Below are 19,877 nucleotides of genomic sequence, written 5' to 3'. Positions count from 1 at the left end.
ATGGCAGTAAAATATAATGATTATGGTGAGTTAACAATGGCGGATACAAGTTTAAAGACACTTGCACAAAGCTTTGGTACCCCTACTATTGTTTATGACGAAGATGAAATTCGCAATCAAATGCGTAGATACCACTCAGCTTTTCAAAAAAGTGGTTTAAAATATAATATTTCATATGCTTCGAAAGCATTTACATGTATCCAAATGGTCAAATTAGTACAAGAAGAAAACTTACAATTAGATGTAGTTTCTGAAGGTGAATTATATACTGCATTAGAAGCAAAGTTTGACCCAAGTAAGATCCACTTCCATGGGAATAACAAAACCAAACGTGAAATACAATACGCTTTAGAAAGTGGCGTTGGTTATTTTGTTATCGATTCACTTGAGGAAATTGAATTAATCGACAGATATGCGAGCGACACTGTAAATGTAGTATTACGCGTTAATCCTCGTGTTGAAGCACATACGCATGAGTTTATTCAAACTGGCCAAGAAGATAGTAAATTCGGTTTATCAATTCGCCATGGCTTAGCGATTGAAGCGGTTAATAAAGTGCGCGACTCTAAACGTTTACATTTAAAGGGTATTCACTTCCATATTGGTTCTCAAATCGAAGGAACTGAAGCGATGATTGAAACTGCTAAGATTGTGCTTAACTGGCTTTCTGAAAATGATATCAAAGTTGAATTACTTAATCTAGGTGGAGGTTTCGGTATCAAATACGTTGAAGGAGACGTAAGCTTCCCTATTGAGGAAGGTATTGCAGAAATTACAGATGCAATCAAAGCTGAAACTGAACGTCTAAATTATGAAGTACCGGAAATTGGTATTGAACCAGGCCGTTCTATTGTTGGAGAAGCTGGAATTACTTTATACGAAGTAGGTACAATTAAAGAAATTCCTGAAGTAAACAAATATGTTTCAATTGATGGTGGCATGAGCGATCACATTAGAACTGCATTATATGGTGCCAAATATCAAGCATTATTAGTAAACCGTCATGAAGAAGCTGATGAAACAGTAACAATTGCTGGTAAATTATGTGAATCAGGTGACATCATTATTCGTGATGCGAAACTCCCTTCTTCTGTTCAACGTGGTGATTACCTAGCGATTCTTTCTACAGGAGCATATCATTACTCAATGGCTTCTAATTACAACCAAATGCAGAAACCACCTGTATTTTTCTTAAAAGATGGTAAAGCACGTGAAGTTATTAAACGCCAATCATTACGTCAATTAATTATTAACGATACTAAATAACAATTACCAATTTTAAAAATAATTCCAAAGAATGTTAAATGAAAAATTTAAATTTTAAAACCTACGTAGACTTTATAAATTTTGCTACGTAGGTTTTTAATATCTTAATAATTAATACTATTATATATATTTACTAATATTGTAATTTTTTAAAAATAAGTTTTGATACAAGGTATATAACTACTATGTATACTAAAGTAATAACACTCATTATTAATAAATTTTGTGAAAAGCTAATATTACTATCTAATTTGATAAAGTTTGAAGGGAAAAGCTTAATTTTATCAATACTGTCTGTAACTTTTATGAGAATAAATCCTGTAATTAGAGTAATAATAGTTACTCCAGTATTGAAACGTATAGATGCAATAAGTGATAAAAATATTAGAATAGCATCTGTAAAAAATAATCCTATCAAATTTGTCATTAAATAATGATTATATTTAGTATCTTTAAATAATAAAGAATGTGATGAATAATCATGATTATTCACAAAATATAAATAAACAATTATTGAGGATACACACAATATAATTAGAAAAGTAATATAAACAATAATGATTGATAAAAACTTATTATTAAAAATTTTATTTCTATTCTGATCTTTGAAAAAAAGAAGACGACTAGTACTAATTTCATTATAGAATAATATTGATGCTAAATAAGCAACTATTATTAATGATAGCATTGACTTTTGCTGGGTATCATATATCGCTATAAAGGTTTCCAAAAAGCTTACACTACCAGCTTGACTAGCTGAGAGTGATAAGAAATTACTATTTAAAAATTGTGCTAAAAATATTAATAAAGGATAGAGACCTAAAATTAAAAGTAACCATGTGGCACGTATCTTAAAAACATACATGAATATAAATTTAAACATTAGAAATACCTACTCTTGATAAAAATATGATTCTAAATCATGTGAGTTATGTATAACTTCTAATAAAGAATTATCCCCTAACTCTACAAGTAATTTAGACAAGTTATCGTTCTCATTTTTTATAGTGACAATATTTAAGTCTATTTTTTCAATAAATGAGAACTTAGAAAGTAAATTGTCACTATTGTTAATTATTTTTTTAAATTTCGATTTTATAATATTGTTTTGTTCTTTAGCATCTATTTCTGTAATCTTTCGGTTATTTAATAATAAAAACCTTGTACACAATCCTTCTAATTCTTTTAATTGATGACTAGATATTAAAAAAATTGTGTCATTCTCTTTAGAAAATTGTTCGATTATTGTTATTAATTTTTGTACTCCAATAGGATCTAAACCTAAAAATGGCTCATCTAAAATAGCAACTTTTGGTTTGATTATTAAACATAACGCCAAACATAATCGCTGTTTCATACCATATGAAAAGTATTTTACTTTCTTCGAGTTATCTTCTAGAGCAACTAGATTTAAAATTTTACTTATATCTTTAGAATATTCTTTTTTATTATTAATTTCTAAGTAATATTCTAAATTTTTTCTAGCGCTAATTTCAGGGAAATAGATTTGATTAATCATAAATGCAAAATCATTTAAAACGTTATCTTTACTATTTATATCAATGCCATTATAAAAAATATGACCTTGGGTAGGCAACTGAGATTTAGCAATTAGCTTCATTAAAGTAGTTTTACCTGCCCCATTAGTACCAAGCAAACCGACTTTTTCACCTTTACATATTTTGAAATTTATATTTTCTAAAATTGCTTTTTTACGATAATTTTTTGAAATATTTTTAAATTCTAACATTTTTCTCCCCTTTTTTAAATTTAATAAATATTATGAATAGTTGTGGTATTAAATAAGCCAATATTAAAAAAATTACTTGAGAGATTTCTAACATATTTGGTGACACTTGTATATTTATATCATTATTATCAATATTATATTTAGAAACATATTCTAAATAACCATCTAAATTCATAATATATAAACTGTAAATTATATAATAAAAAACATTAAATGCAACAGTGATTAACACATGTAATATTGATGGTTTAACAAAGATTATTGCTATTGAAGAAATTAAGCAAGGAATAATAATAGTTAAAACAGTTGATAAAAATAAATTTATATCTAAGCCCAAATAAGCTAAATAAATATAAAAAATACAATTTACTAAAATCGAAATAAGTGCTAATTTCATACAATCACCCTATTACTTATGAAACTAAAATATTATAAATCCAATGAACACTTATAGATGCTCTAAGACCAAAAGCATATCTTGATAAATATAATAAAATACTAGATGGGAATCTAATTAATAAATTTAGCATCATTGAACTACTGAGTATTATACAAATAATTGCAAATATACAAATTATTCTTCGATTTTTTAAGATTGATATTACCATTTAATATGACGGCCACGATAGCCGATATAAAATCTACCAATTGAGAATTGGAATATATCTAAAAGTTTTAACATAATCATCTCTCCTTTCTCCTACTTATCAGTATAATAATAATATATTTATACAATAAAAATATATTGTATTTTGCGCTATTCAATAAAAGGCAAACTCTTTTTTATAAAAAAATGAGATCAACGAAACAAATTGATAGTTTCATTGATCTCATTTTTCGTAGAACTTTTTCTTAAGCAATTTTAACTTAAAAATAAAAAACACCCTACATCTTGGTAAGGTGTTACTAAAGTCAATATTTAACAATCTATTTATTATAGTTTTACAACGTTTGCAGCTTGAGGACCGCGGTCGCCTTCAACTACTTCAAATTCAACTGATTGACCTTCTTCTAATGATTTGTAACCATCTTGGTTAATTGCTGAAAAGTGTACGAATACGTCGTTTTCACCTTCAACTTCGATAAAACCAAAACCTTTTTCAGCGTTAAACCATTTAACTGTACCTTGTTTCATAATTCTGAAACCTCCAAGACTAAATTCTTTCAATATGCATTATTCGCATATTACAAAAAATACATGTGACAATTATGTATTAATAACAAAACGCTATAAATAACTCTTACAGATATTCTTTGCAATATGGAATAAAACCATTGCTTAATAATAATTATATGTTAGTTCTTACCAAATTGCAATACAATTATAGAAAATTATCTTTTAATTAATTTTTGGTAGATTATAATATACTTCTTTATTATTTAATACAATAAAACTATAAAATATTTGTAAATCTTCTTCACAATCTTCACAAAAGTTTAAATCGCAATTGTTATAAAACGCATGAATATTGTATTTTCCAACAACATAATTATCGTAATAATCTTTACTTTTTGAAATTATATTTTTGTAATAGTTTAGCATTTCATCATATGAAGTAAATTGATATTGCTCTATAATTTTATCTGTCCAGTCACTAAATAACCACCATCCCTCATAGTCAGCTCTAATTTTGGCAACTGTCCACATATATATATTTCCCCTCTCAATTAGCCTATAATAATCATTTTAACTATTTTATATCTGAATTAAAAATATAATGTCTCATACTTTTGTCTGATAGCCTATTTATTCCATAGTAAATATTAGTTTTTTAGTATAAAACTTCGTATAATAAATATAAGGAGTGATACTATGAAGCAAAAGCATTTACAAGTGTTTGGGACGGTTCAAGGTGTAGGCTTTCGATATTATACACAAAGATTAGCGAACAAGTATCATATTCTAGGCACTGTCCAGAATGTAGATGATTATGTTGAAATATATGCAATAGGTAATGACGATGACCTCGAACAGTTTATTAATGCTGTGACTGAAGGTGCATCACCTGCTTCACATGTTACACACTATGAGCTTGAAGATACTAATGTGAGTGAAGATTTTTCTGATTTTAAATCGATTTAAATATAAAAAGGAAGATGTAATTTGAGATATAATATTTCTCGACTTTTAGGCGTAATTGTAGGAATTCCAGTAGCTATGATATCTTGGATGGTCAGCGTATTTGGCTTTGATCTTTCATTTATTATTGATGCTTTGGTTGGTATTGGGATGTTTTTTGTGTCCTACTTCCCTACTCAACGACTCACGTCTAGGAAGTATTTAACCGAAATTGGTCTTTCTCGAAGAGACTATCATTACGTAAGCAACCACTTAAAGCAAGCGCAAGACAAGATTAGAACAATATTAAAATCATTTGTCAATGTAAGATCTATTCAAGATTTCAGACAAATCAACGATATATATAGAATTTCAAAATCAATTCATTTTGCTGTTAAACAAAGGCCAGCAATGTTTTTTAAAGTAGAGAGTTTCTTTTATTCGCATATAGATAATGCGCTAAATTTAATAGAGTCATATACTCGATTGGCAAAAATGCCGAAAAAAACGATTGAAGAAAAGCAAAAATTAGAACAAACTCGTATAACTTTAGATGAAGTTAAACGTACGTTGATTGCTGATCTGAAGAGAATCAATGAAGATGATTATGAGCGTCTGGATGTTGAAATGGAACTTAATAAATTAGAACAAAAACGTCATAAAGATAATTAGAATAAAGAAATGGAGCGATTTTTTAAATGCCTCGAAATGATCAATTTAACAACTCACATCCATTAGATGATTATATAGAACAACAGCAACTAAATAACCTAGATAATAATAGTAATGTCAGTCTAGCGAATCAAAATACAGTTTTAGATGATTTTCAGCAACAATTCAGTGATAAAGAAATGCAAAAAATTGAAAGTATTAGTCAACAAATTAAACCTTTAGACAATGATGGTCTATTATCATATGGCTCACATTTGCAAGAAAATATGTCTCAATTCTCACATAAAATGTTGGATGAAGTGCAGACGAAAGATATTGGACCTGTTGGAGATTCACTTAATCAATTAATGACTAAGTTAAAAGCTGTAAATCCTGATGAGTTAAATCCAGAGAAACAATCCAAACTTAAGCGCTTTTTTAAACGTACAAAAGCTTCAATTAATGAAGTGTTTTCTAGGATGCAATCAGTAAGTTCCCAAATTGATAGAATTACAATTCAGCTTGATAGACATAAAAATAATCTATCAAAAGATATCAAATTATTAGACGGATTATATCAACAAAATAAAGATTACTTTGATGATGTTAATTTATATATCGCCGCCGCTAAAAGAAGAAAACATGAAATACAAACGAACGACATTCCGAAACTACAAGAACATGCCAATCAAACTGGTAATCAAATGGATATACAAGCCGTAGCGGATATGGAACAATTTGTTGATCGCTTAGATAAGCGTATTTATGATTTACAATTATCTCGTCAAATTGCAATACAAACTGCACCACAAATTCGCATGATTCAAAACGTTAATCAAGCATTGGCTGAGAAAATTCAAAGTTCCATTCTTACAAGTATTCCACTTTGGAAAAATCAAATGGCAATTGCCCTTACGTTAATGAGACAGCGTAATGCAGTGTCTGCCCAACGTGCCGTAACAGATACAACCAATGATTTACTTACTCAGAATGCGGCTATGTTAAAACAAAATGCTATTGAAACTGCTACGGAAAATGAGCGTGGCATTGTAGACATTGAAACACTTAAAACAACGCAAAGTGATATTATTGAAACAATTGAACAAACACTTCAAATCCAACAAAATGGTCGTCAAAAACGTAAAGAAGCTGAGAAAGAACTTGTTGGCTTAGAAGATGAATTAAAACAACACTTACTTTCGATGAAGAAGGAATAGAATAAATAAAGCACATCACAACTCAAAATGAGTATGATGTGCTTTTTTAATATAATTAATTCGTTTTGATAGCTATTCTTTTTGATAAACAATATGGTCTTGGTTTACGAATTTAGCAATGACATATCCAATAATAGTTGCGACTACTGCTATTGGGAACCACTCTAAAGAATATTGCTTTAACGGTAAAGCATCAATAAATGACATCTTTACCCAACCATTGGTACTTATAACACTTAATATTGAAACAATACTAATAACTGCAATTGGTATTTGCTGTGCAATTGGTTTAGTTGGAATGAATCGTGCAAGTAAAATTAGTAATACAACAGTTATTGCTATAGGATAAATGACGCTTAAAACTGGAACAGACATAGAAATTACAGCATTTAAACCTAAATTTGCCAGTATGAAACTAATCAAAGTAAAGAATATTGTATAAGCTTTGTATGAAACTTTAGGGAATATTCTATTAAAATATTGACTTACAGATACAATTAAGCCACAAGCAGTTGTTAAACAAGCGAGTGCAACGATAATACCCAATAGATATTTACCGAAGACACCAAAACCATTCGCCGCCATTGTTGTTAATAAATAAGCACCAACATTTTGATCTTTAGCTGTCAGATTTTTGAGTGTCGCGCTGTCAACGTTCATATGATTGCCTATAAATCCTAATGAAACATATATAAATACAAGCGCTATGGCTGCAATTAAGCCTGACATAACTGTTTGTTTAAATATTTGATTTGCATGTTTAACCCCTGTAGCTTTTATCGCGTTAACTACAATCATTGAAAAAGCAATTGCTGCGATTGCATCCATAGTTAAGTACCCTTCTGTAAAGCCTTTTGAGAAACTTCCAATAGCTGAATTGTAATCAACCTTGTTTCCATGAGATGGAGCATTACCACTATAATCAACAAATCCTTTAATAATCATTGCTAAAATTGTTATTAATAATAATGGTGTTAATAGAGATCCTATACGATCTACAATTTTACCTGGATTTATACATAGGTAAAGAACGACTAGGAAATAGATAAGGGTGAATATAAATAGCACCAAATTACTATTTGTATGAGCAATTGGTGTCACAGTCATCTCAAATGAAGTCGAAGCTGTACGCGGAATTGCAAACAGAGGCCCTATTGTTAAATATATAATAATTAAAAATATTACAGAAAATTTAGGTGATATTTTATTTAATGAACCTACATACCCTTGTTTATCTAATGCGCCAACGATAACGCCTAACAAAGGTAAGCCAATTCCTGTTAAACAAAATGCGATAACTGCTGGCCAAAAGAAATGACCACTATCTTGGCCTAAATTTGGTGGGAAAATAAGATTACCTGCGCCAAAAAACATAGCGAATAATGTAAATCCTACTATCCAAGTATTCTTATTCATAGAATTGCTCCTTTTTATGTGTATGTTTGCAATATTAAACATTCTAGCATAAAAAGGATTTACAAGTCTATGTAATTTCAGAAAATTTGAAAAGTTGATAAATATTTAAAATAGAAATCTTATATTCTTTAAAATGATTTTAGAAGTAATTTTTTTAGTAATGGCGATAAATGACTCGGCAAATTTTCTACACCTTCTACAAATAATGCGTATTGACCATAAATGTTATGAATGGTTTGTTCAATATCTTCTGTTATAACATCTTGACTCAAAAACACATTAAATACTTCAATACCGTATTTGCGGGCCATTTCTACACCTTCATAAGTGTCTAATATACCATCTTGTGCATAATTGTAGGCTGAAGGTTCACCATCGGAAAATACTATCAAGAAACGTTGATTATGACTTCTTCTTAGCAAACGTTCGCTAGCAATACGTATAGCTACGCCATCACGGTTATCATCTTGTGGGTGTAAAGACATGATTCGAGGGCCAGTTTTTTCCATGGTTGAATAATCATAATGAACAATTTCATCAATGATGTTAGGCTGTTTACGATCATCAGAATCAAATGCATCTTCATTGAACGCAAGTATTTCATGTTTAACATTTAATGCTTTCAATGTTTCGTGGAAAAGAACAACCCCTTTGATTGTCTCTTCCATCTTATCGAACATACTTGCAGATGCATCAATTAATAAAGTAAAAGTGGCATCAAACGTTTTACTTAAATCTTGTTTTTTATAAAATAATTTATATTGATCATCGATAAACCAATTTGTTAAATCTCTTTGCAAACGACCTTTAGTAAGGTTATGTCGCTCATCAACATGCTCGCGATCAATGGTTTTCTTGATAATTTGAATTAAATCCTTAGTTTCAAATTGAACATCGTTTTTAACATTTTGATACTCTAATAAGTAATCCGGTTCGATTTCGGGAACATTCCATTTAATTTCTACATTTTCGTTAATCCCTTTAAGTGCGAATGACGCATTCTCTCCTATAGAGCCACCTTCATCATTATTTAATGTATTATCAGAACCACGACCTTTTTTGGTCATCATGTCTGTCATATCGTCTGTAGAATCACCTTCACGAGCAGTATCATTATCACTTATTACCTCACTATTTTCGCCCTCATGAAGTTCCATTTCAAGGTAAGCACCGCCTTCTGATTTACTATCTTGGGCATTCGTTTCAGCTTCAGCAGTCTCAGAGTCCGTATCCTCAGAGGTATTGTCTTTTCCATCTACATTACTCGCATCTGTACGTTTTAACTCATCAAACGTCATTTCATGGATTGCCTCGTATACACGACGAGGGAGATGATAATATTCATTTAACATATCTTTGGTTAACATATCATCAATTTGAAACATGATACGTTGAGCTAAGTACATATTATCTTCTGATGTTTCATTTTGGAAAAAGTTAGGCAAATATTGAAACATAGAATTCAAAATATCGTCTAATTGTGAATGCATCATTGGAATATCAAAGAAATTCTGACTAAGAAATGCTTTTTCTAAATATAAAAATAGTAAATCAGTATACACAGTTTTAGTTTTATAGAATTTAATTTGAGATTCTGTATAAGACAATCTCGTTTGTAAACGTAAATCTATTAATTTAGACGTACTTGGGCGTTCATTACGAATATGATTAAACACGCGCATATCTTCTAGTAATCTAAAGATTTGCTGATAAAACTTAGGGTGTTCAAACTCATCATCATGTAATACTTCATTCACAATAGATTCATCCATCATTTGATACCCATAAGCTGCGAGCATCACGTCAGTTTTAAGACCGGCTTTCTCTATATGCTCGGGACGGTGCGACCAGAACCAACTTGTGATCAATGTGTTATTAATTGGATCATAGTAAGGGAATTTTTGAATTTTAACTTGTGTTTGCTCATTTTTAAGAAGTAAGCGCGCTAAGTCTTGTAGCATCATAACTTGCTTAGCATCTAATTGCTCATCATTAAATTTGATAAAACGATCGCTCATAGTAATCCCTCTCTAAAAGTTTAATTCAATCGCATTTTTGATTGCTTGTTGTTCACGCTCATCTTCTAATTTATCGATAATTGTGCGTTGAATAGCACGCTCTATTGGCATTACAGTAATTAAGTCACTTAAATCTATTAATGCTCTGATACTAGCTGCTTCTTCAGAAATTTGTCCTTGTTTGGACATTGTACGTAAATCTTCATTGAATTTGATAATTTGTTCAATAATAGCATCATCTTGAAGTTGACTTTGTTGCTTAATAACGTCTTTTAATATATCACCGTCTATATAATCTACTTGAATAACAACAAAACGGTTTTTCAAAGCTTCGTTCATAGGAAGTGTACCTACATAGCCTTCATTAATTGCAGCAATAACGTTGAATCCTGGCGCCGCTTTTATCACTTCTCCAGTAAATGGGTTTGTAAGTTGGCGACGATAATCTAGAACACCATTTAATATTGGTAAGGTTTCAGGTTTGGCCATATTTATTTCATCAATATAAAGGATATGTCCTTCACGCATTGCTTTAATTACAGGACCATCTATAAAAACAATTTCTTGTTGACCTTGTTCGTTTGTTTTAATTGTCTTAAAACCAAGTAGACTTTCAGTGTCTAAATCTACTGAACAGTTAACTTGATGCATTGGTGTATTAACAACTGCACTAAGTGTTTCCGCTAATTTGGTTTTACCAGAACCTGTTGGCCCTTTAAGTAATATATTTTTATTTAAATTAAATAATGCTTTAGCATCATTAAATACGGATTCATCTGAATTAATATATTGATTCTTAATCATTTTTGTAATTTACTCTCCTTCTTTAAAATGAAAAATAGACTAAGAAGTTGCATTGTAAAAGTAATGTTGAGTATATTTCAACGATTACTTTTTCAAAATAACCCCCAAGTCTTGTTTAAATCATGATCATGCTTAATTATTGATACTAAACTTCTTTAAAGTACGTTTTATAATAACCACCGACTAAACCAGAATTATCAATAATTTGATAGTATTCCTCAGTTTCATTAATAACATCATATTGCTTTCCAACAGTTAACATATCAGAAACTGTGAACTTCTTAGCATCTGTATTAATCACTTCAACTTTTTTAATAGGTGTACGTGTTTTCCATGTTTCATGTAACATTGCCATAAATTTCATGCCTCCATATAATTATTGTCTTTACTTTTCTAATGTATAAATAAATGAGATGCCACTATTCTCAGTAATACGTAGAGATTTAGCATCGCCTTGATTTAACGTCTGATAAGGAATGCCAATGTCATCTAGTTCCTTTTGTGCATTGTTGAATGCTTCAACTGAATTTGCACTAAATTCAATTTGCTCAACGATACCTTCTTCTTTTAATTCAATAGGTTCATTAGGCTGATATAAATGAAGTTCACCACCTAAACCACCTTCGCCAATTTGAAATACTTGTATCACTTGTTCAGGAAACTCTGTTGATTCGTACTCAGCATAATGAGTTAAGTTAAATACATTCTTTAGGATAGATGCTGTAACTGGCAATTCATTAACTTTAATAATGATAGGACCAAGTCCCTGAATTTGGTGTAGCGGATTTACTGTACTATCAAAAGTAGGTGTGCCTAGTCCTACGCCCGTATTATGTTCATTCGAATAAATATCAAAAATTTGATGGTTGCTATCTTCGAAATTAAAATGCTTATTACCGTTTAACTCAGTAATTTCACTTGCTTGAATTTGATTATCTTTTAAAATCGTTTGATACTCATCCAATCCTGAATCTGTCGGCGTTCGCAAACCAACACTAGCGATATGTTGATTTTCATATTCTGAATTTGGCACTTCAACAAAATGTATTCGTGTACCTGGACTTAAATCCGCATCACCAAAACGTAAAGCTTGATTTTTAGATGCTACATTTAGTCCTAAGATATCTTTAAATAGTTTATTTGTTTTAGAAAGATCACTTGTCCCTAATGTGACACTTCTAAGTCCACTCATGCATGACACCCCTAATATTTGTCTTTTCTTAATTATTATAACGCATTTTAAATATGATTTATATCATGAACTACATAATGGGCCGTTAATTTGATGAGTTCAAAAATACATACAAAGGAAAATCAAAACCTTTTCAAATTCGTATATTGAATGTAAATAGAATTTTATATTAAATATAAACAAGCCCTCCCCTATCCTTATTTTATAAGATAGGGGGGTAATTTAAAAAAGATGTTTAACTGATGATTTCATTTTATGTAATTAAAAATTGTTCGCTTTTAGTCAATTAGTAATGACTATACTTATAATATAATAGTTGGATTATTTAAGAGATGTAATAATTATTAAGAGAATTATCTATTTCATAATTAGTCAATAATATAAACGCTAAATACTTAAATATTTTATTTGCAATTCTCTAAAAAATTACAATCACAATTGTCCTAAGAACTTTTTATAAATAAGTGTTATTTATTTTCGGCCAAGTAATATATCTTCTAACTCTTCATCAGAGACTTCTATGGCGATTTTAGATAAATCAATATCCTCAGTATCAGATTTATAAAGTCCTAGTAACTCAAACATTTAATGTTCTCTTTTTCATCTTTCTGCTAATGTACTAGCCTATGGCATTTTACGTACATCGTCTCTTAATTTTATTTGTTCTTAAAAAGTTAAATCCATTTATAACACCTCGATTTATTTTAAGGGCATTGTACATTACTTGTATAATATTAATTGAATAACATCTTTAATTTTTTTATGTATATCACTTATTTCTTTAGCTTTTCTTTTGTATTTCTCTAAGCCTTTTAATAAAGTCATCTTCACGTTTCTTAATTATTTCTTTACTCTCTTTAGGTGCTTGTTCTTCAAACATTTCTTGTCGTCTTCCCAACGATCTAGCATTGATTTGCCTTTTTTTGTCATGTTAAATTCACCTACTTACAAAGATTAGCCTATTTTATTGATTGAACTTCAATTTATGATTTTTAATTTTTGAAAATTTAAGATAAAAAATACAACGACGATGTGACGCCGTTGTATCAATATTAGTTTGAGGTTATATTCCTTTGAGATTAGCTTTCTAAAAGTAAATCTTCAGGGCTTTCGATTAATTCTTTAATTGTTTTTAAGAATCCTACTGCTTCTTTACCATCAATAATTCTATGGTCATAACTTAAAGCAATATACATCATTGGTCTATTCTCAATTGTATCTTTATCAATTGCAATTGGACGAGTAATGATTGAGTGCATACCTAGGATAGCTGCTTGGTTACCATTAATAATTGGTGTACTCATCATTGAACCAAATACACCACCATTAGTAATTGTAAATGATCCATTAACCATATCATCTAAACCAAGTTTTTTATCTCTTGCTTTAACTGCTAAGTCAGCAATAGCTCTTTCAAGTTCTGCAAAGTTCTTTTTATCACAATCTCGTACGAAAGGAACTAATAAACCGTCATCAGTAGAAACAGCTACACCAATATCATAATATTGTTTAGTAATCATATCATCGCCGTCGATTTCAGCATTTACTTCAGGATATTTTTTCAATGCAGCAACTGCAGCTTTTGTAAAGAATGACATGAAACCTAGTTTAGTACCATCATGATCTTTAATAAATTGTTCTTTTTTACGTTTACGTAATTCCATAACGTTTGTCATATCTACTTCATTGAATGTAGTTAACATTGCTGTATTATTAGAAACTTCTAATAATTTTTTAGCAGCTGTTTTCTTTCTGCGAGACATTTTCTCTCTAATTACAGGTTTATTAGGTGCACCTGAAGATTTTTTAGGTTCTTCTTTTTTGCTTGTTTCTTGAGAAGTTTGAGATTGAGCTGCTTTTTGGCTATTTTCAACATCATCTTTACGTACAACATCGTTTCCTTTTCCAGAAACAGTGCTTAAATCTACACCGTTTTCACGTGCATGGCGACGAGCTGATGGCGTTGCATTAACACGTTGATTGTTAGGATTAGATTGTGTTTTTTCTTCATTATTTGATTGAGATTCTTTTGGTTGAGCTGATTCTTTATTCGCTTCATCGTTGTTCGCAGATTGAGATTGGTCTGAAGATTCCTCTTTGCTTGAAGAAGCATTACCACTACCTTCGCCAACAGTTGCGATAACTTGGCCGACTTCCACAGTGTCGCCTTCAGAAGCCAATTGTTCTTGAAGTACTCCTTCTTCTTCAGAAACAACTTCAACGTTAACTTTATCTGTCTCTAATTCTAGGATAGCTTCGCCTTTTTCTACGCTATCTCCCACATTTTTTAACCATTCTGCAATGGTACCCTCTGTTATAGATTCTGCTAATTCTGGAACTTTTACCTCTGGCATAATATTTCCCCCTAGTTATTTTTCAATGCTACTTTCAATAATTTGATTTTGAACAAGTTTATGAATTTCTCCATCACCTTCAGCTGGCGCTGCACGTTGAATTCTACCATGATAGCTTAAATTAAATTGGTTACCTACAAGTGATTTTAAATAAGGATAAACGAATAACCAAGCGCCTTGATTTTTAGGTTCTTCTTGAACCCAAGATACTGTTTCAAGATTAGGTAATTCATTTAATACTTCTTTAATTTCCCCTTCAGGGAATGGATATAAAAGTTCAACTGCAACTAATAAAATTGAATCATCTGGATTTTTAGCTATATGTTCTTTTAAATCTATGAACATTTTACCTGATGCGAATACAAGTTTAGTCACTTTCTCTTTATTTCCATCCTCGACAATAATAGGTTTGAAACCACCTGAAGTGAATTGATCTATTGGTTTAGCAACTGTTTTATTTCTTAATAAGCTTTTTGGAGACATTACAATTAATGGTCTCATAGCTTCAGTACCTAAACTCTTAGCTTGTGCTCTTAATAAATGGAAATAGTTACTTGAACTAGATAAATTAACAACTGTACTATTATTTTCAGCTGCTAGTTGTAAAAATCTTTCTAAACGTGCTGAAGAGTGTTCAGGTCCTTGACCCTCAAATGCGTGAGGTAAGAATAGCGTTAAACCACTTCTTTCTCCCCACTTAGCACGTGCTGATGACATGAAATTATCGAACATCATTTGAGCCATATTAGAAAAGTCTCCGTATTGAGCTTCCCAAATATTCATGCTATTTTTATTTTCAACATTATAGCCATATTCAAAGCCAACGACAGCTGCTTCAGATAATGGACTATTGTGAACTTCAAATGTGGCTTTTTGATTAGGCACATGATGTAATGGTGTAAATGTATCACCATTTTCTTCATCGTGTAATACAGCATGTCTATGACTGAACGTACCACGCTCACTATCTTGTCCGGTTAATCGAACAGATATACCATCTTGAACAATCGTTGCAAAAGCAAGTTGCTCAGCTTGAGCCCAGTCTACTAAACCATTTTCACTTTCGAAAGGCTCTCTACGTTTTTCTAGAACTTTATTTAGCTTTTTAAGTACATGGAAATCTTCAGGATATGAGAGCATAGCATCATTAATTTCTTTAAGATGATCTACTGAGAAATCCTTATCATCACTTTGTAAAGGTTCTTGCAATGACTCAGGTCTTTCCATATCTGGATTATCCATTTTATCTGATTTATCAATCTTGTCTTGAGCGGCACGCATTTCTTTTTGAACTTTATCCATTACGTCTTCCATTTGTTCCTTAGAAATAACGCCGTCTTCAACTAACTTATTACCATAAATAATTTCAACTGAATCATGTTTGCGAATATTATGATATGGAAGTGGATTTGTAATCGAAGGTTCGTCCATTTCATTATGCCCGTAACGACGATAGCCGACTAAATCAATTACAAAATCTTTATGAAATTCTTTTCGGAATTCCATTGCAATATCAATAGCTTCAATTGTTGCTTCAACATCATCTGCATTTACATGTAAAATTGGTACGTCATAACCTTTCGCAATATCAGTTGAATATGTTGTTGAACGTCCATCAACTGGTTCCGTAGTGAATCCAATTCTATTATTAGTGATGATGTGTAAGGCACCACCAGTTGAATAACCATCTAGGTTACTTAAATTCATTGTTTCAAAATTAATACCTTGTCCTGGGTATGCAGCATCCCCATGAATTATAATTGGCATACCTTTATGGAAATCTGTAGTTGGTTTACCAGCGTGTTTTGTGTCATCTTGTGATGCACGTGTTTTACCAATTACCACTGGCGCAACAATTTCCAAGTGACTTGGGTTATTAGCTAATGAAATTCGTTGTTCAATACCATATGAAGAAGTTGTCTTCACACCACCTAAGTGATACTTCACATCTCCTGTCCATCCAGCAGTTAGTTCAAGACTGCCATCTTCTGGTAAGAATTTCATAGGATCTGTGTGCATAAACTCAGAAATCATCATTTCATATGGTTTTTCTAGCACATGAGTTAAAACATTTAAACGACCTCTGTGTGCCATACCAATTTGAATATTGTTAATTTCAACTTCAGCAGCACGTTTTAATGTATGTTGTAACATTGGAACTAATGTATCAACACCCTCAATAGAGAATCGTTTAGCACCAACAAAGTTTTTGTGTAAATACTTTTCAAAGCCTTCTACATGCGCTAAAGTATCAAATAATTTTTTTCTTTCATCATTATTGATATTAGCTCTATATGGTGTTTCAATACGTCGTTTTAACCACGTACGTTCTTTATTATTATTAATATGATTATATTCAAAGGCAATCGGCCCTTTATAACGCTTCTCCATTCTTTCAATTGCCTCGTAAGCATTATCATATATATCTTTGAAATGATCAGATACAATTTCTGCTGAGACATTTTCTAATGTTTCTTTATCTAAGTTAAACTCTTCAATTTCTAACTTAGGAAGATTAGTTCTTTTAGGAGCATTAACAGGGTAAATATCAGCTTTAAGGTGACCGTATTGTCTTATATTGTCGATTAAGCGCATAATACGCTTAATTGTACCATCGCCTGCTGATGAACCACTCCCTTCAGTGGTTGACTTAGCTGCGACATGAGCTTCGCCATTTTTAATAGTGCTGAAAAGAACTTGTAAATCATCAGGCACTGAACTAGGGTCTTGTAGATAGTCATCGTATAAATCTAACATTAAACCTAGGTTAGCACCGAAGTTTACAGGAGCTTCTGTAACATCCTTGTTATCCTTTGCCATAGTATTACCCTCCACAAAATAGTTAAACCGCTTACAGGTCAATAATAGCACTATTTGTGGCTTTGATAAAGTCCATTGACTGAATATTATGGAAAAAACAAAAATACTAAATCTGGTAATTTGAATTTATATGATTTTGTGTGAAAATTGATGGAAAATTTTACTGAAAATGTGAAATAGAGATAGTTTGAATGAGTGTTTTAATTGTAGATGTTATTTGAAAGAAAGTTATGTATTAAAAAACCGGAACAACTTAATTGTCCCAGCTTCGATTTAAATATTTATTTAAATATAATTTTAAACGTTGTATATTGGTTTACTTCGCTGTCAACAGTTATGTAACCACCATATTGTTGTACTATCTTCTCAGCAATAGAAAGCCCTAAGCCATTACCACCTTGACTTCTTGCGCGGGATTTATCAACTCTATAAAAACGATCAAAAATAAACTCTTGATCTTCTTTAGGAATACCAAGACCATGGTCTGTAATTTCAATACTAATTTGTTTGTTTCTTAATTGAGTAGCTATTTCGATTTGCTTATTATCTTTGTCATACTTCATTGCATTATCAATAAAAATAAGTAATAACTGTTCAAACTGATGACGATTAATCTGTAATGTTAATGGTTTCTTTGATAGATGCGTTTTAAATTGATAATCTGGATGTAATTGTTTTAAAGATTTAATACGTGAACGAATTTCTTCATTAATATTTACTTCTTCAAATTCTAATGCCTGAATATTAACTTTGTCTTTAGTCAATAATAATAATTCTTCAACCAACTTCGTTATTCGATTCATTTCCTCTAATGAAATATTAAGAGACTCTTCAAGAACAGCTGGGTCTTTTTTACCCCAACGTTGAATTAAATTTAAATGACCTTGAATGATTTGTAGCGGCGTGCGTAACTCGTGAGAAGCATCTTCAACAAATTGACGTTGTTGGTTAAATGATTCCTCAATTTGGTACATCATATCATTAAAGGTATCGATTAAATTATCTGTTTCCTCATAGTTCGTCTTGAGTTCAAGTTTATTTTGAAATCCATCTCGTCGTATTTGAATCATCTTGTTCGACATGGTTACGAGTGGCTTAGTTAATTGCGTTGAAAAAATATAACTAATACCCGCCATAATGAAAGTTGCTAACAAACCAAATGCAATGGCTACAAAATATAATGAACGAACGACATTGTTATATCCTTCAAGGGAGTGAATTAAAACACTATAGCCTTCAAAACGTTCACTATGTATTGGTTCTGTAATAATTAAGTAAGGGATTCCGTTATGTTTTGAAATTTGAATCGTTTCAGGATCAACAAAATCAATATCAGGTTTAAAATTAATCATATTTTCATTTGAGGATTGCATTAATTGTTTACCATTTCGATCGTAAATAATGGCTTTTTCAAAATTCTCCAACATAGCAGTCAAATCTAAAGTAGTAATATTATTCATAGATCGTGATTCTACCAAATTAACGATATCACTTGAACTGTGTTCAGCCTCATCAATCTCACCGTCTCTTAAGGTATCTTTTAAAAAGAAGATTATAACAAGACAGAAAAGAATAATTGTGCTAAACATGATTAACGTTGTAATCATCATCCACTTATATTTTAAAGTACCCTTTTTAATCATCTGATCACGTACCCAACACCACGAACGGTTTCAATCGTTTTATCTTTACCATAAGGTTTAAGTTTGTTGCGTAAATATCGAATATAAACATCTACGACATTCGTCTCAACTTCACTGTCATAGCCCCAAACATGATCTAAGATCTGTTCTCTTTGTAGTACACGGTTTCTGTTGGTTGCTAATAAATAAAGTAAGTCATATTCGGTTTTAGTGAAATCTAACTGTTCTCCATTAATTGTGACATTAAAAGCATCGACGTCTATTTTAATGCCATTGATATCAATGATATCCTTTTGAGGTTGACGACGGAGTACTGCACGAATGCGTGCAAATAATTCTTCAATTTCAAAGGGTTTTACAATATAATCGTCAGCACCGTAATCTAAACCGGTCACTTTGTCATATGTATCGCTTTTAGCCGTAATAATAATGATAGGCGTTGATTGTTCTTGTCTGACACGGCGACATATTTCTAAGCCATTTATTTTTGGTAACATTAAATCTAATATAATTAAATCGTAATTATTACTTAATGCTTTTTCGAGCCCTGCTTGTCCTTCATATTCTATATCTACACTATAATTATCATGAGTTAGTTCTAGTTCTAAGAAGCGGGCTAAATTTTGTTCATCTTCCACAATAAGTATATTAGTCATTATTATTTTCACCTCTTTTATTATGCATTAA

At 30.9% G+C, this 19,877-nt stretch carries 17 protein-coding genes and 1 pseudogene; 4 read left to right on the top strand and 14 right to left on the bottom strand.

Translation table 11 applies throughout. The features are described 5' to 3' along the window. Complete coding sequence (gene lysA, locus SBL15_RS05620; RefSeq protein WP_317955398.1) at positions 1-1,266, top strand: diaminopimelate decarboxylase; 1,266 nt, start codon at positions 1-3, stop codon at positions 1,264-1,266. 133 nt (positions 1,267-1,399) lie between these two features. On the opposite strand, the gene SBL15_RS05615 is transcribed toward lysA, so the two are convergent. The 5 genes from SBL15_RS05615 to msaA form a co-directional block, all read right to left on the bottom strand. Further along, positions 1,400-2,149 (bottom strand): hypothetical protein, encoded by a 750-nt coding sequence (locus SBL15_RS05615; protein WP_142813125.1) that lies wholly within the window; start codon positions 2,147-2,149, stop codon positions 1,400-1,402. A gap of 9 nt (positions 2,150-2,158) precedes the next feature. Next, positions 2,159-3,016 carry an ABC transporter ATP-binding protein gene (locus tag SBL15_RS05610; protein WP_317955396.1) on the bottom strand — a complete coding sequence of 286 codons (858 nt, stop codon included), beginning with the start codon at positions 3,014-3,016 and terminating at the stop codon, positions 2,159-2,161. After that, complete coding sequence (locus SBL15_RS05605) at positions 3,003-3,413, bottom strand: Msa family membrane protein (RefSeq protein ID WP_053017673.1); 411 nt, start codon at positions 3,411-3,413, stop codon at positions 3,003-3,005. Before SBL15_RS05605 ends, SBL15_RS05610 begins: the two co-directional genes overlap by 14 nt. A 537-nt stretch (positions 3,414-3,950) precedes the next feature. Next, complete coding sequence (gene cspA / locus SBL15_RS05600; RefSeq protein WP_002433901.1) at positions 3,951-4,151, bottom strand: cold shock protein CspA; 201 nt, start codon at positions 4,149-4,151, stop codon at positions 3,951-3,953. 204 nt (positions 4,152-4,355) lie between these two features. Next, positions 4,356-4,664 carry a regulatory protein MsaA gene (msaA, locus tag SBL15_RS05595; protein WP_011275801.1) on the bottom strand — a complete coding sequence of 103 codons (309 nt, stop codon included), beginning with the start codon at positions 4,662-4,664 and terminating at the stop codon, positions 4,356-4,358. A 165-nt stretch (positions 4,665-4,829) separates the two neighbouring features. Here msaA and SBL15_RS05590 point away from each other — a divergent pair, with 165 nt between their 5' ends. The 3 genes from SBL15_RS05590 to SBL15_RS05580 are packed head-to-tail and all read left to right on the top strand — an operon-like array spanning position 4,830 to position 6,943. Continuing rightward, positions 4,830-5,099: an acylphosphatase gene (locus tag SBL15_RS05590; protein ID WP_037537100.1), complete on the top strand. Its 270-nt coding sequence runs from the start codon at positions 4,830-4,832 to the stop codon at positions 5,097-5,099. Positions 5,100-5,120: 21 nt separating this feature from the next. Next, positions 5,121-5,747, top strand: a complete 627-nt coding sequence (locus SBL15_RS05585) for a 5-bromo-4-chloroindolyl phosphate hydrolysis family protein (protein ID WP_011275799.1) — start codon at positions 5,121-5,123, stop codon at positions 5,745-5,747. A 26-nt stretch (positions 5,748-5,773) separates the two neighbouring features. After that, complete coding sequence (locus SBL15_RS05580; protein WP_107612665.1) at positions 5,774-6,943, top strand: toxic anion resistance protein; 1,170 nt, start codon at positions 5,774-5,776, stop codon at positions 6,941-6,943. Positions 6,944-7,015: 72 nt separating this feature from the next. Here SBL15_RS05580 and brnQ3 read toward each other — a convergent pair whose 3' ends face one another. From brnQ3 to SBL15_RS05535, 9 genes and pseudogenes are all read right to left on the bottom strand, one after another. Beyond that, positions 7,016-8,359, bottom strand: a complete 1,344-nt coding sequence (gene brnQ3, locus SBL15_RS05575; protein WP_107612667.1) for a branched-chain amino acid-like transporter carrier protein BrnQ3 — start codon at positions 8,357-8,359, stop codon at positions 7,016-7,018. Positions 8,360-8,487: 128 nt separating this feature from the next. Continuing rightward, the gene (locus SBL15_RS05570; protein ID WP_107619620.1) at positions 8,488-10,377 is read right to left on the bottom strand and encodes a vWA domain-containing protein; all 1,890 of its coding nucleotides are present in this window, start codon (positions 10,375-10,377) and stop codon (positions 8,488-8,490) included. A gap of 12 nt (positions 10,378-10,389) precedes the next feature. Next, a complete protein-coding gene (locus tag SBL15_RS05565; RefSeq protein WP_107612671.1) occupies positions 10,390-11,181 on the bottom strand; it encodes an ATP-binding protein in 792 nt (263 codons plus the stop codon). A gap of 145 nt (positions 11,182-11,326) precedes the next feature. Continuing rightward, positions 11,327-11,530: a DUF6501 family protein gene (locus tag SBL15_RS05560; protein ID WP_029376685.1), complete on the bottom strand. Its 204-nt coding sequence runs from the start codon at positions 11,528-11,530 to the stop codon at positions 11,327-11,329. A gap of 36 nt (positions 11,531-11,566) precedes the next feature. Continuing rightward, complete coding sequence (locus SBL15_RS05555) at positions 11,567-12,373, bottom strand: lactoylglutathione lyase (protein ID WP_037537095.1); 807 nt, start codon at positions 12,371-12,373, stop codon at positions 11,567-11,569. Positions 12,374-13,452: 1,079 nt separating this feature from the next. Beyond that, the gene (gene sucB / locus SBL15_RS05550) at positions 13,453-14,727 is read right to left on the bottom strand and encodes a dihydrolipoyllysine-residue succinyltransferase (protein WP_037537094.1); all 1,275 of its coding nucleotides are present in this window, start codon (positions 14,725-14,727) and stop codon (positions 13,453-13,455) included. Between the two features lie 11 nt (positions 14,728-14,738). Further along, positions 14,739-17,547, bottom strand: a pseudogene (locus SBL15_RS05545) (2-oxoglutarate dehydrogenase E1 component). 281 nt (positions 17,548-17,828) lie between these two features. Then, positions 17,829-19,190: an ATP-binding protein gene (locus SBL15_RS05540; RefSeq protein WP_037537092.1), complete on the bottom strand. Its 1,362-nt coding sequence runs from the start codon at positions 19,188-19,190 to the stop codon at positions 17,829-17,831. Next, positions 19,187-19,846 (bottom strand): response regulator transcription factor, encoded by a 660-nt coding sequence (locus SBL15_RS05535; protein ID WP_317955390.1) that lies wholly within the window; start codon positions 19,844-19,846, stop codon positions 19,187-19,189. Before SBL15_RS05535 ends, SBL15_RS05540 begins: the two co-directional genes overlap by 4 nt. Positions 19,847-19,877 lie beyond the last annotated feature (31 nt).

This window comes from Staphylococcus sp. NWU MKU2 (genome assembly GCF_033283605.1).
Classification (GTDB): domain Bacteria; phylum Bacillota; class Bacilli; order Staphylococcales; family Staphylococcaceae; genus Staphylococcus; species Staphylococcus haemolyticus.
Note: the sequence above shows the minus strand (reverse complement) of the source record. Positions and strands in the feature narration are given on the sequence as shown.